Genomic DNA, 14,580 nt, shown 5'->3' on the forward strand with positions numbered 1-14,580 from the left:
ATTCTTTTTATACACTAATTCCTAAAATTTATAACTAAACGTAATACTTACTGTTCTCCCATTTTTTATCCGGTAGGATATCTTATCACCGTTCTCCGGTTCATAGGCATCGGTATTATTGCCTGCGATATCATAGCCATTTTGCGGATTTAATGTATAGGCTGTTGGATTGGTATAATAAATGGTAGACTCATCAAGAAGGTTACCAATATTAAGCCTGATCTCTGCTTTTTGCTTCATCAGTCTGGCACTCAACTGGAGATCCACCACATTCCGTCCGTTTTCATATTCAATGTCATTTGGACTGGCCGTTACTACGTAAGAGCGGTAACCTGAACGGTTGTAACTGATATTGGCACCAACTATTTTTGAGCTGTAACTTACCCCCGCATTGATAAGCCATGGCGATTGCCCATAAAGGGGGCGTTTCACTCCAGGCAATATTTCTTCTATCAGCGAATAGGAAGTACCTCCATTCTCAGCAACTACCCTATAATTTACTGCAGTTACTTCAGAACGCATCCATGTACCATTTCCAAAAATGCTTAGATCGTGCAGCCACTGTTTATCGGCAATAAAGCCCAATGATTTCCGGAATTCCATTTCAAATCCTTTATTGGTTGCTTTTTTCTGGTTCTGGAAGCGCAGGTAACGTATCTTTCCGGTTGATGAAGACACATTTTGTGCAACGAGTTCCAGCGGATTATCAAAGTCTTTATAAAAGGCCGATACTGATATGATTTCTCCCGGGCCTGGGTACCACTCATAACGGAGGTCATAATTCTTGATCTTGGTGCTGATCACATTCCAGCCGCTGATGTAGGATTCAAGATATGGATCGTATAGCTCAAAATACGAGGTTTCTCTAAAATCGGGGCGTACTACGGTGGTGGAATAAGCTGCCCTAAAATTCATCTGCTCTGTAAGGCTGTAGGTGGCATTAACCGATGGCAGGAAACGCCAGTTTTTTTCACCGGTGATAAAAGGATTCACCTTCTCAAATCCATCATAATTGGGTGCACGCAGAAACTGTTGCTGCTGGTTAGCCAGATTAAAGTTCTCAGCCCTTACCCCATAAACCAATCTCAGTTTCTGAAAAAACCGTTGGTCAAGCATCACATAGGCAGAATGATATTTTGAAGTACCCGTGTACTGGGTTCCGTTCCTGCCAGCATCAGCAAAATAAAAAGCCGAATCTGCCGTCGCTCCAATCCGATCAGGCGCCATAATATCTTCATAACGGCCAGTTAATTTAACGCTCTGATCCTGTCTGATAATCTGCACCTGCGCCGAATTCAACGCACGTTTTTTATGCCAACCTGCATAACCAATCTTAACCACACTTTTATCTTTCAAAAAATCAAAAGGCTGGCTCAGGCTGGCCGTCCAGTTGTAGTCTGTTTCATTTAAACGGGTAGATAAACGGTAATCGTAAACACCCAAGGCATCGCTAAAGCCATTCGCCTGCGGGCTATCATAATAATCAACACCATCAAAGGTTGCTGTTCTGGCATATCTTAACCTGCGCATATCCTTAATATCCTGACTGATACTGGTCCGCGCACCACTCCAGTTAAATTTTAAGCCCTTTGAGGAAATAAGGTTCTCGCCTTCCAGTTTATTTTGATAAACCGTAGTATATTCTGGAACGGTAAGTAATTCTTTAAATTTAAAGTTGTTGTTTTCTGGCTCAACTCTAAGGGCATCCTGCATGGTTTCATTAAATACATGCGAGTAATAATTTTTAGAGGCCAGCTTAAACTTTTCACTCTGGATGCCCGCATTCAGCACGCCCCCCAGTGTGGTATTGAACTTATGCAGATTACCAGTGCTCCGCAATGAGGCAGAATCGATAGGTGCTCCGCTAACATTGGTCAGACCAGCGTTGCGGATCGTTTCAAATGGATTGGTTTCTTGTGTGTTGCGGTAAGTAAGTCCTCCTGAAAAGCCGAATTTTAATCCTTCCTTTAGCTGATAGAGTCTGCCAAGTGAGAAGCGGTAATTCTGGTTCGGGGTTGCATTGCTTACATAGGCTTTTAGCGGCTCGCTCTGAAACCGCTTAGACTGTGGGATTGCGTATGAGGGAATAGGCGCACTTTGATCTGGCTGAGTCCACGATTGCAGGTCCATTGGTGTATTTCTTCTCCCATCATCAAAACCTAAAAAGTCATATTTACCCCTACCACCAAGACTTACAAAATCCTTGCCTGTAGTACGGGTATTAAAACCGGTACCGACAGTAAAGGAGATGAAATTCTGTTCTGGAATATCCAGTGTGTTGATGAGTATCTGTCCACCGGAAAACTCTGAAGACATATCGGCACTGGATGTTTTATTAACCACTACGCTGCTCACCAGTTCCTGTGGTACTACATCAAAAGAAAAATTCCTGCGGTTCATATCCGTGCTCGGAATAATCACGCCGTCCAGCATCGCCTGGTTGTAACGCTCGGTCATCCCACGCACCACCACGTAACGTGTATCAATCGTGGTAATTCCACTGATCCGCTTTAATACCTGTCCAAGATTGTTGTCCGGGGTGCGGGCAATCTGTTCTGCTGATATACCGTCGGTAATTGAAGCATTGTTTTTCTGTTGTGCATATAATCCGTTAATGGATTCCTTTTTATAGGAAGACTGGATCACCACTTCTTTTAAAGCACTTGTTGATACATTCAATACAACATCCAGTTTGGTCAGCCGTCCTTCATTCACCACTATATCAGCAATACGTTTAGTCTGAAAAGAAATGTAGCTCACTTCAATAGTATAGGTGCCCGGCGGTACATTGAATTCGTAAGTACCGTCTACACTGCTCTGCACCACCCTGTTGAGTCCAATAATCTTAATAGAAGCGCCTGGAAGGGTTTCCCCCTTATCGTCAACAATTTTACCAGAAATGCGGCCTGCCTGCTGCTTTTTCTCAAATGCTGGTTTCGTGTATTTTACGAAGATAGAACCACCAGATAGGGAAAAATTCATTCCCGATTCAGTCAGTTTTTCAAGTACTGTTCCTAGTGCCTGCTTCCGGTAGCTGATATTTTTTAAGGTTACCTTTTCCAGCTCATTGGGGTTGTATACAAAATTATAACGGGTCTGTGTTTTTAACTCTTTGAGGATCTTAATAGCCCCTACCTGCGCGTACTCCAATGTTACCGGATTATTGATCGTTTTGTAGGTATCTATGTCTTTAATGTCTCTTGCCTGAGCAAAAACCGGAGTGTTTAATAGAATAAAGAGTATAATAAATAGGTAAGAAGTCTGTTGTATTCTTAAATTTAGTGTAAAGGGTAAATTAAAAATCATAATTTTGAATTGCTGCATTAATTTATGTGGTATGGATTACATTTTTTACCGGGCTTACCGGTGAACAAGAAAGCGCCGCCTGTCCGCGGTGCTTTCCTTTTTAATTAAGCTCTATTTTCTTTTTTCGATACGCGTCAGGTTATAAGTTAGAGAATCTGTTTTCTTGACTTTAAATGGGTAGATGAATTTTAATGAATGAAGTACTTCATCGACCGAAGTGCCTCCGAAATCACCACTGATACTGAATTCTTTAAATTCCTCTTCATTAAACCTGATTTTTACGCCATAAAATGAAGAGAGACTGTAGACAGCATCACGGAAAGGGGTACGGTCAAAATCGAGTACACCCTTGCTTACAGGATCTTTTGAATTGTCAAAACCTGTAACCGTGCTTAGGGTTCCGTTATGATAATCGAATTCCTGCCCGGGATTTAAAATGACAGCGGGTGCGTTAACACCATTGCGCAAAATTTTCACTTTTCCGGTAAACAGGCTCACTTTTTCATATCCATAATCCTTATAGTGCCTGATTACGAAAGAGGTTCCCAGTGCAGTTGTAGAAAGTTTTCCCGAATTTACATGGAAGGGCTTGGTCTTGTCATGGGCAACATCGAAATAGGCCTGACCTTCTATCAGAAATACCTGACGGTCTGTTTTGGAAAAGGACTTTGGATATTTGAATATTGAGCCAGAGGTCAGCGAAACCCTTGTTCCGTCTGCCAATGTAAGCGCTGTCATTTTACGCTGTGGAACTTTAACAGTTAGAAAGGTCTCGGTATCCTGAACAAAACGGTAGTGCTGGTAGGCCTGATAAGCAGCAGCAAGCATCACAAATGCAAACATTGCTGCTATCGATCTCCTCACAAATAAGACAGATAAATTTGTTTTACGCGCTTTTGGCAGAATCCTGTTTACAATATCTCCTTTAACTTTCCATTCCGTTGGAAATTCTTTTGCAAGTTCTTCCAAATCAGCCATTTCTACACCGTTCTCCTGCTCAAGCATTGCGAAAAACTCCTGTAGTTCTTCGGTAGAAAGCTCACGGGTCAGGTATCGGCGGTGTAAATCTTTTATTCTATTACTATCCATATCAATAATAGCCCGTTGTATGGGCGTACTATTTATAAATACAACCTGAGTAGGGTAGTTAGGGTAGTTCGAATAAAAATAAATAATTAGATTTCTTTCAACCGGAACATTAAGCCCTGTATGGCGAGAAAAATAAGGTTAGATAATTTCCTGGTTAATAAAGAAATGTTAACAGAAAGCTGACGAGGAAAGTTTGTATGAGGTGGTAAACAAGCAAATCTAAAAAAGGCATGGAAACAGAAGAAAGTAAAATATGGAAATATAATCCAGGTAAGTTTTATTTTCTTTCATCACTTTGATCACCTGGTTTGCCTTCACCATATGGTCTTTCACCGCATCCCGGCTGATCGATAAATGCTCGGCAACTTCATTATAGGTCATTTCCCTGAAACGGATCATTTCAAAAACGAGCTTTCTTTTCGGCGGGAGGCAGCTCAGGGTGTTACGCAGGGTTCCAAGGTCATGTGTGGCATCAATACGTTTCTCAGGCAACATCTCTTCTTGTTCTTTTGCAAAATAAGCCTCCAGTTCGGCCTTCATCTTTTTACTCCTAGACATGTTTCTAAGCCATGTGAAAACAATGTTTTTCGAAACTGTTGATATATATCCTTTGATCCCGATTTCGGGATTGATATAGTCGCGGGTCTTCCAGAGGTGAAGAAAAACATCATGGGTCAGTTCCTCGGCACTTTCCCTCGAAAGGGTATACCGGAAACAATATGTAAAAATCTGCTGATGGAACATAGCGTAGATATTTTCAAAGGCTTCCCGGTTTCCTTCCTTAAAGTTCTGAATAACATCATGACCAAGCATAGAATAGCAGATTAATTTAAGGACAAATAAAACGTTTCGATGTTAAGCGGAATTATTTAGGCTGTTAAGTTTGTGTTAAACTCGCTCTGGCACTCCTCCCAATACAAAATCCATCCATGCTCCCATTATCTTAATACCCTGATCGGGATAGGCAGCAGATCGTCTTTATCCCTTGAATCGAACAATTTGTTTAGATTTTTACTACCTGAGGCGGACCGCACTCCTGCTTTGGCAATCCCAGTGATCCTGGATATCGCCAATTGTGTAAGGGTTTCATCTGGATCACCCAATTGTTTCAGTGGCAAGGCAGATAGTTCATCTGAAAACACATCGGGTGAGAGTCCCGTAGTATAATCTCCTTTCCCCTGTGAGTTATAGATCTTAAACACCAGCGGCCAGAGCACCCAGCCATTTACCTGCGAAGGTGTACGGTGATCGGCAAGTTCGAACTCTGCCATATCCTTGCCTAATGTAGCCTCTCCAATCCGCGTTGTCTGAAAATGAGGAGGCAAACTATTGATCAGAAGTTCTGCAGCAGAAGCGGTATGTCTTCCGGTGAGGATGAAAATTCTGTTTATATTCAGCCTCAGGCTGGTATACTGACTATAATTGAGTGGTCTGAACAATTTACTGATCTCTTCCCCAAAGCTATGTCTTTGTGTCCCGGCATTGGCATTCCCACGATATTCCAAAAAAATTGCATTTTCGTTTGCCCTGGTAATCATCGCTGCGAGTGCTGCCGCCACAGAAACTTCTCCACCGGTATTGTAGCGCATGTCAAGAATAAGTTCGGTTACCTGCTGCCCCTGAAAGCTGGCAAACACCTCCTTGAGCCTATTCAAGGCTTTGGTATCAAAATTATTTAAGAATATATAGCCTATCTTTTTCCCTTCTCTTTCCCACACCTGAGTGGTATAAACCGGATTTGGCTTTAGATATCCATTAATGTTATAGGCTGTATTTACCCCTTCCACCTGCAGCACAATACTTCCTTTTTTGAGGCTGGCCTCGCTCAGTGCAGCAATATTAGCGGAATTAACCGTTACGCCATTGATCATATTGACTTTATCGCCCCGCCGTAAGCCTGCCTGATAACCGTCCGAACCCGGTACGGAGAGCCTTACAATGGTCTGCTCGGCCCCAGCTTTAGAGATGGTAACCAGATCCACTCCAAAATCAGAATAGAGGGTGCGTGGGTAACTCTGTGGAACATCGGGATTGAGCAATTGGGAAAAGTGGTCTGCATTGTTTTTTATAGAAGCAAAAAAACTTAAAGGATCTTGATTATAGTTTGGTTTATTGGGGAGCGAACTGTTCCAATAGTAATAAACCTTCATGCTGTCCAGCACCCAGTCATTGATAAATTCGTTGGTTCCGGGATCAAAAACAGGGTCTTTTTCTTTTTTACAACCGCCGGTCAATATAAGGTTCAGCAATAATACAGAAAGGCAGCCCCTTCTTATTTTATTCTTAAAATACAATAAATAGACCATTGCCAGTTCCCATGATTAAGTCATCAAATTAGGTGCTGAAAATTAATTTAGTGTTAGATACCGGTTATCATTAAATAAACAAAAATGAGGAAGCCGGCTTCCACACCGGCTTCAAATTCCTCTGTTTTTTAAACAAATCTCCCGAAAACAAATGCCTTTGAAGATTTGGTAAATGTAATAATTTTTTAGAAAATACGTCATTTTTTAACGTATTTATCTGTTTATTAATCATTTCAAATCCATAATTAAAGGTAAAAAAGAAATCCGACGGATGGAGCGCCGACTTAATCCGCCACAAGGCCCGCCTATTTTTTATTTAACCAACAATTAACATAAACATGCAGAACTGGCCGTAACGGAAAAGCCAAATTTAAAAAACTCATATTTACTTGTTGGCAACGTTTATTGACTAAAACCCTTTAGAGGCGTTTATTAGTTGGCGGCAACCAGCCAAGCTGTAGATCAGGGAAAAACGACAAACTGGGAGGCGGCTAGTAAACTAAATAGGAGGACGATGAATTTACGGTCCTATAATAATACTTTAACACTGAGCCTTTATCTTCGCAACATCATAATTTGGTTAGCAATATTATTTGAATGTTAAGGTCTGGACTTGTTTCCGGACCTTTCTTTTTTCCACTACGCCTATTACCTTAGATAATCAGGTACATTAACCTTTTACAGCCATTCCCTGAAGCTCATTATGGAGCTGAAAATCACCAGCAAGCTTCCGAATTTCCTCTCTACTGACCGTATCCGGATCGTTAAACTGCCGGTACATCAGTCCCGATGAGATTTCTAACATTCCAGTATCTGTACTTAGAACCAGATGTGAATCGGAAGCAAAAACGGAGATAAAATCCCCGATTTCAGGCCTGAACTCGGTCAGTCTGATCAAGAGTTCATAATACAGATAAAGTGGAAATTTCATGAGCACAAAACTAATCAATAATAAATTTAGTATTAAATTATCATTATGACAATGTTAATCGTCGTCTTAACGTTAAATTAATCCGGACCGACTGCGTTTCACACAGACTATACCAAATGCGACATGCTCGGCTTTGATATTATCGATGGAAAATATAAGTTTGACCTGCAATGGGAATACTTTACCGTTTCCACTGAAATACTACCGGAAAATTACCATCTGGAATATACCGATGAAGAGATCCTGTTTAGTTTTAATGATGCGATGTACCAACTGAAGAAGATATACACAAGGACGGGCCTTCAGATTTTTTAGCAGAAACGATAGATAAGAAAATCAACTGGGTAATAGATGAAATCAATGTAAAGAACCTTCTTCTCGATGAATGCGAATGCTCAGGGGGAAATCTGATAGACAAACCTTTTAAGGCAGATGGAAGTCTTTTTAGCTACATAGCCTGTATGAAAGGATACAATTTTCAGGAAAATACTGCCGACAAGATTTATTTATTTTATTATGATGATCTGGAAAAGGCAGTGATCTGCCTGGAATGTACCTGACAAAAACTATTAAGGACTTCTTCTGTGAACCAGTGCTTATTTTAAGAAGAAATTAACAGCTGTCGCCGACAGTCTGTCTACCCAACTGAAACGCACAATTATAGCCTTTCAGCCTTATTTAGTTTCCTAATCCTACCGCTTACAAAATTGACACTAACATCAGTATAAACTCTTCTGTAAAGCGCAATATGTATCTCTATTTCGGCCAGTTTTTTAAGATATTCTATATACATCGCCTGCATCTGCAACCGTTTAGATTTAATAGATTCGAGTTCATTCCTTGAGCGTATACCTTCTTCATCTGTCAGATCATCCTCTTTAGCTTCAATATTTTCTTCCAGTTTAATCAGCAGATTTTTTAAATGCTCATGCTGGCGCCTATTAATTCCCTGCATTAATTTTTGTTAAAACCTGGGGAGCATTATCCTCTCCCCAGGTCAGTAATCAGATCAATTTATTTCAAAAATACTTTCCGGACTGCTTTATTCACAGCATCTAAGATGTAGATATTTCCATCCTGATCCATAGCCATGTCGTCCATAGATCCCAGTTTAGCAGCTGCCAATGTTCCATCGGCAAAACCTGAAGTAAACTTAGCCAGGGTAGAAGCACTTTTTGCTGCAATATCAATCTCCCTGAGTGCATAGTTATTTCGGTCTCCGGCAATCAATTTTCCTGTTCCATAAGGTATCAATCCACCTGCAATGCTATTAAACCTAGCCTGGGTTCCGATTCCATCTACATAACCAGGATCACTAAAACCTATCCAGTTGATCAGGTTTGATCCACCAGATGCTATATATGAAATGGCATTATTGCTTGCAGCGCCAGAATCTACATAATACAGATTGCCTGAGGCATCTACCACAGGGTGTGCCATAGGCCAGAGCGGCCCGTTAATTTTTGAAAAACCGCCAACGGTATTTACCCTGTTCATTCCCGCAAAGGCGCCGTTAATATTTACATAGAGATTTCCTGCAGCATCAAATGTCATCAAACCTGGCGAAAAGCCGGAAACATAAACGGTATTTTGGCCCAAAGGTGTTATTTTTCTAATCTGGTTACGGCCAATATCCGACACATAAATATTGTTCTGTTTATCAACGACAATGCCATAAGGGGTGTCAAAAACAATATCGGCACCATTAGCCTGCAATATACTTACGGTACCGTTCTGGGCAATTTTTTTCACTACATTGTTCGATCGGTCTGTTACATAAACATTCCCGTTGTTATCAACTGCAATGCCGGCCATAAAAGCTCCAAAAGTATTGCTATTTGGTCCCCCTGCTAAGGTAACCATGCCCGCTCTTCTAAAATCCTGTGCCGCAAGGGCTTCTTGACCCGCGACCATCACTTTTAAACTACCTGTGCTCAAACCTGCCGGAGCATCCAGTACCAATGTATTTTCGCTTGCAGTTTTTACCATAGCAAGTACGCCATTAAAGTATACTTTGTTATCTGCAGCAGTGGTGGCAAAGCCAGAACCCTTTATGGTAACAGTTGTTCCGGCCAAACCATTATCCGGACTAACGGAAAGAATACTCAGGGTCTGATCTTTAAACTGCGGCCCGTCGGCCGCCTGATCGTTCACTACAACCCTTACATTCCCGCTACCAGTTCCACCTGGTAGTACCAGTTTAATCTGGTTTGCAGAGGCCGATATTACCGGAACGGAAACGCCATTGATGAATACCTTATTCTCATCCACTGAGTTACTGAACAAGGTACCGGAAATGGTCATTTCTGTACCTTTTGGTCCGCTTAACGGCGTAACTATACCAATAGATGGAGGAGCAACCACGGTGAAAGTTGGCCCGGTAATTTTCTGTCCGTTTATATTTACCGATAGCGGACCTGTTTTTACTCCATCTGGTGCAATTACAACAAGTTTTTCCTTGCTGGCTTCCAATACCGTTGCAGCTGTACCATTAAAATCAATAATATTTCCTGTGGCAAGCTCTTCAAAACCTGTACCGGCAATGGTTACTTTGGTATTTTTACCTCCGGTTAAAGGTTTAATGTGATCAATAGCCTGGTAGGTAAAGTTTTGGCCTTTTGCTTCTTTTCCGTTTACTTTTACCATGATGGCGCCAAAACCTGCATCGGCCGGTACTTCGGCAACAATCAGATTATCTGATAGGCTCACCACGAGTGCGGCTTTACCATTGATAAAAACCGTAGCTGGTGTGGCTGTACTGCTAAAACCTGCTCCTGTAATCCTGATCTGCGAGCCTGCAGGCCCGTTTGCCGGCAATACTGTTGTGATGGTTAAATCCTGATACGTATATGCCCCGATATCAAAACTTTGGGTATCGTACTTTATGGCCAATGCACCGGTAGTACCACCTTCGGGCATACGGATTACCAAAGCTTCGGCTGTTGCACTGATTACCTCTGCAGTTTTGCCGCCAATGGTCGCCGAATATTGTTTGATATCGGTACCAAAACCTGTTCCGGTAATGGTTACCAATGTACCCGCATTACCACTATTTGGGTAGTAACTTTCTATTTTAAACGTTACTGCCTGAGGTTCGGTTTTATCCTTTTTACAGGCCCCGATGATGAGCATCAAGAAAAGCATCAATCCGATACTTAAACTCTTTTTATGTTGAATTATCATAAGATCTATTTTTGATGTTAAAAACTATACCTTAATCCCAGTTGCATCTGTACCCTCGAACTAAAATAATCGATACTATACGGCTGACCGGGGCTGTTGAAGGTAAATACCGGATAGTTGCCTGCATTTTGCTGTGGCGGAAACAAAGTTGGCGTTAAACCTACACTGCTGGTGGAGTTAAAGGTATTTGGCGAAAAATACTGTACGCCCCATGTTTTATTGATGAGATTGGTGAGGTTGATGATATCTAGGTTTAAGCTCAGCGACTGCGATTTACTGTTATTTACAAACAGTTCATGTGCCAGATGCAGATCAGCCTGTAAATTCCATGGGGTACGTCCTTTGTTACGCTCGGTAAAATCACCCCTACGGCTACTCAGGTATTTATTGCCATCGATAAACTGATTAAAGGCTGCCGCCTGCTGTGCAGCGGTTTGATTTGGCAGATCTTTGAAAAACCGGATGGCTTCTTCACGCAAGGGAATATAAACCAGACTTACCTGTTGCGATAAACCCTGAATGCTGCTGTTTACAATACCATAACTGAATGGACTGCCCGATTGAGCACTAAAGAATAAACTTAAAGTGGTTCTCCCTGCTTTTTCCCACTCGTGGTTATAGCCGATACTGGACACAATGCGGTGGCGGGTATCGAAATTACTATAGCTCAATGCCGGATTATTGGGAATTAAAGCTTGGTTTAACTGCCAGTTACTCTCCATGGAGTTACGTACGCCATTGCTTAAATCTTTCGATTCGCCATAGGTATAAGAAGCTGTAACATTTAAGGCTTTTATAAACGTTTTGGTTACCGTCCCGGTAAGGCTATAGCGGTATCCCTCACTGGTATTGCTCAATAAATAGACATTAGAAAAACGGGGATCAACTGTCCCACTATAAACCGGTTGTTGCTTCTGTTTGTCATAACCATAATACAATGGGTTATCTTTTGTATTCAGCTGCTGAAACAGTACATCTTTTAAACTTTTGGTGTACATCCCTTCAATGGTAAAACGCCAGTCGTTTTCTGTTTGGTAATCGATGCCTAAACTTCCACGGAAGACCTGTGGCATTACAAAATCGTTATCCACCAGATCGATCTGTGTGCGGCCACTGTTCGGATTATTGATTACAGCACCATTCTGCTCAATAAAATTGCCTATCCCATTCGGACTTGGTTTAATGGCATCGCTGCCGGGGGCAAAGGGCTGCTGATCGGCCCGCTGATCGAAAGCACCAAAGTTATTGCCCGTATTGTAATACGCATAAGCTAACCAGGCAAAAGGAATACGGCCTGTAAATAGGCCAGCTCCTCCCCTTAGAATCAGTTCCTGGTTACCTAGTGCATCATATCTGAAACCCAAACGAGGCGATAACTGCACTTTGTTTAAAAATTTATTTTCGATGCGGTTAAGTGGCGTGTAAGTATAAGTATTGCCAAAATTTGGATCAGCCATAATATCCTTTACCTTATCACTAAGACTTGGCATGGTTGGCAAATTCACCATATCGGCACGTAGCCCTGGCGTAATACTTAATTTATCGCTGATCCTGATTTCGTCCTGCACATACAAACTGTACATGTTTACATTGAAATCGGCCGCGGGGTTGGCCAACAGGTAATCTCTGCTATTATTGCTGTAATTGTAACTGCCCCTAACCCGGTAAGGGTTGTTGCTGATAAAATCTTCGATGCTTTGATAATCAACCCGACCGTTCCAGGCATTAACAAAACCATACCGGATGTTGTACAACTCGTTATGCGTACCCGCTAAGATTTTATGGCGTCCTTTGGTCCAGTTTAAGTTTGCGGTAAATTCCCATGTTTTTTGTTTCATGTTAAAAATACTCGCTTCGCGGTCGGTACCCAAATAAATGGTTGTTCCGGGTGTACGGCCTATAATCTGTACCTGTGGCAAAGTAGGGTCGCTCAAAGGATCGCGGTTATCGCTTACATGTGTAAACCCTACCAATAAATTTCCAGAGAGTTCATTACTAAACCGGCTTTTCAACTCAGCAACGGTACTGGTCTGGTTATTTTCCTGTTCAAAAGCCATGCTGCTGAAACGGAAATCCTGCTGATCACGGTCCATATGCGTGGCCTTACTAAAAATGGTATTGTTCCTGATGGCCAATTGGTGTTTATCGCTGATGTTCCAATCTAAACGGTTAAAGAATTTTTGCGATTTGTTCGAATTGGTGTATACACCTGCAGTACCTGCATCGAAAACATTGCCATAACGGGTTTTAACTGCATTACTGATTAAATCAGCATCGGCTACACTTAAAATATGGCTTGTTTCTGCTGTACCTACATACAACTGGCTAGGATCCTGACGATGGGTAATTTCCTCATTGCTAAAAAAGAACAGTTTGTTTTTAATAATCGGGAAACCGATACGGAAACCTGCCTGGTAGTCTTCAAAATTGCTGTTCATCTTACCCAAACTGCCTACATGGTCGTTACCCGTAATGGCTGCATTCCGACCTAAACCATAAACCGAGCCGCTTACTTTATTGGTACCGCTCCGAGTTACGGCATTGATAGATCCGCCTGTAAAATTTCCAATTTTAACATCAAATGGGGCAAGATAAACCTGCATATCTTCAATGGCATCTAAGGAAACGGGATTGGTACGGGTACTGCTCCCGTTCATGCCCGATGTACCGGTTTGTCCACCCAGGGAAGGGCTAAAACCAATGGCATCATTATTTACGGCACCATCAATGGTTACGTTGTTGTAACGGAAATTGGTTCCACCGAAACTGTTATCGCGGCTTCCCTGCGGGGTCAGCCGGGTAATGTCGGTGATGCTCCGGTTAATGGTGGGCATATTTTTCACCTGTTCGGCACTGATATTTTTACCTGTGCCATAATGATCTGCCTTTTGTTTGGGTCTTACCCTGCCTGACACCACTACCGTACTCAGTTCCTGGGCGTTTTCCTGTAGCACAAAATTGAGCTGCTGAGCACCCCCCAAACGTACTGCAACATCGCGGAGTACCTCGGTTTTCATTCCAGTGGTAGAAACAGTTAGGATATAAGGTGAACCAATACGTAAATTGTTTAAAAAGTAACGTCCATCTCCATCGGCAGAAATGGCATAACGGGTCCCCGATGGAGTGTGAAGTGCCACAATGGTTGCTCCAGGTATCGAAATCCCTTTAGCATCTTTAACCTGCCCCGTTATGGAGCCACTTGTTTCTTGCGCCATACCGTAAAAAGATATGAACAGCAAAGCGCAGAGCATGATTATTTTAAGCCCAGCCAGTTGCAGAGAAAGCCTCTCCAGCAAAAAGACGGGCGTTGGATATATATTTTTCTTCATCAGTTTAATTTTAATTGCCTTGCGTTTTCCTATTGGGTAATCCGTAAAGCACCATCTATAATATGTAATACACCATTTCCAGCAAGGATATCCTGTTTAACCAGTTTAATAGCCGTTGTATTTCCAATTCCCCTTAATGTAATGCCATTAAAACTACCGGGAGTACCGGGATCTGGCGTTAAAGTCATCGTAACCGAATTGCCATCGAGCATGGCCTGACGGCTGGTGTTCGATGAACCTGTACTAAGGATATAATCGTAAATGAACCTTCTGTCTTTTACAATATGGTAATTCACCAGGCGTTTCAATACTTCCACATCAGTATTGTCGATCTGTTCTACACTGGTATAACCCATCGCCTGCATAGCCTGATTGTTAGGCGCGAAGATGGTGTAGGGTCCTGTACCGTTAATGGTTTCCAGCAAACCTGAAGTTT

General features: G+C 42.0%; 10 protein-coding genes. 1 reads left to right on the forward strand and 9 read right to left on the reverse strand.

Features of this window, described 5'->3' with window-relative positions; all coding sequences use genetic code 11:
• Positions 1 to 21: 21 nt before the first annotated feature.
• From ASU31_RS17220 to ASU31_RS17240, 5 genes are all read right to left on the reverse strand, one after another.
• Positions 22 to 3,306 (reverse strand): TonB-dependent receptor, encoded by a 3,285-nt coding sequence (locus ASU31_RS17220; protein ID WP_057933508.1) that lies wholly within the window; start codon positions 3,304 to 3,306, stop codon positions 22 to 24.
• A 111-nt stretch (positions 3,307 to 3,417) separates the two neighbouring features.
• A complete protein-coding gene (locus tag ASU31_RS17225; protein ID WP_057933509.1) occupies positions 3,418 to 4,395 on the reverse strand; it encodes a FecR family protein in 978 nt (325 codons plus the stop codon).
• Between the two features lie 219 nt (positions 4,396 to 4,614).
• The gene (locus ASU31_RS17230; RefSeq protein ID WP_057933510.1) at positions 4,615 to 5,208 is read right to left on the reverse strand and encodes an RNA polymerase sigma factor; all 594 of its coding nucleotides are present in this window, start codon (positions 5,206 to 5,208) and stop codon (positions 4,615 to 4,617) included.
• A 125-nt stretch (positions 5,209 to 5,333) separates the two neighbouring features.
• Complete coding sequence (locus tag ASU31_RS17235) at positions 5,334 to 6,701, reverse strand: S41 family peptidase (protein ID WP_057933511.1); 1,368 nt, start codon at positions 6,699 to 6,701, stop codon at positions 5,334 to 5,336.
• A gap of 670 nt (positions 6,702 to 7,371) precedes the next feature.
• On the reverse strand, positions 7,372 to 7,632 hold the full coding sequence (locus tag ASU31_RS17240; RefSeq protein WP_057933512.1) for a hypothetical protein: 261 nt from the start codon (positions 7,630 to 7,632) through the stop codon (positions 7,372 to 7,374).
• Between the two features lie 123 nt (positions 7,633 to 7,755).
• Between ASU31_RS17240 and ASU31_RS27870 the strand changes: the two genes are divergently transcribed.
• Positions 7,756 to 7,947, forward strand: coding sequence for a hypothetical protein (locus ASU31_RS27870; protein WP_057933513.1), 192 nt, complete (start codon positions 7,756 to 7,758; stop codon positions 7,945 to 7,947).
• Positions 7,948 to 8,290: 343 nt separating this feature from the next.
• Here the strand turns inward: ASU31_RS27870 and ASU31_RS17250 are convergent, their stop codons facing one another.
• The 4 genes from ASU31_RS17250 to ASU31_RS17265 all read right to left on the reverse strand — a co-directional run.
• Complete coding sequence (locus ASU31_RS17250; protein ID WP_057933514.1) at positions 8,291 to 8,587, reverse strand: hypothetical protein; 297 nt, start codon at positions 8,585 to 8,587, stop codon at positions 8,291 to 8,293.
• A 59-nt stretch (positions 8,588 to 8,646) separates the two neighbouring features.
• Positions 8,647 to 10,815, reverse strand: coding sequence for an IPT/TIG domain-containing protein (locus tag ASU31_RS17255; RefSeq protein WP_057933515.1), 2,169 nt, complete (start codon positions 10,813 to 10,815; stop codon positions 8,647 to 8,649).
• 17 nt (positions 10,816 to 10,832) lie between these two features.
• Positions 10,833 to 14,066: a TonB-dependent receptor gene (locus ASU31_RS17260; RefSeq protein WP_057933516.1), complete on the reverse strand. Its 3,234-nt coding sequence runs from the start codon at positions 14,064 to 14,066 to the stop codon at positions 10,833 to 10,835.
• A 107-nt stretch (positions 14,067 to 14,173) separates the two neighbouring features.
• The coding region (locus ASU31_RS17265; protein WP_167346199.1) for a fasciclin domain-containing protein at positions 14,174 to 14,580 on the reverse strand (407 nt) is incomplete at its 5' end.

It is taken from the genome of Pedobacter ginsenosidimutans (genome assembly GCF_001442625.1).
In the GTDB taxonomy this organism is placed as follows: domain Bacteria; phylum Bacteroidota; class Bacteroidia; order Sphingobacteriales; family Sphingobacteriaceae; genus Pedobacter; species Pedobacter ginsenosidimutans.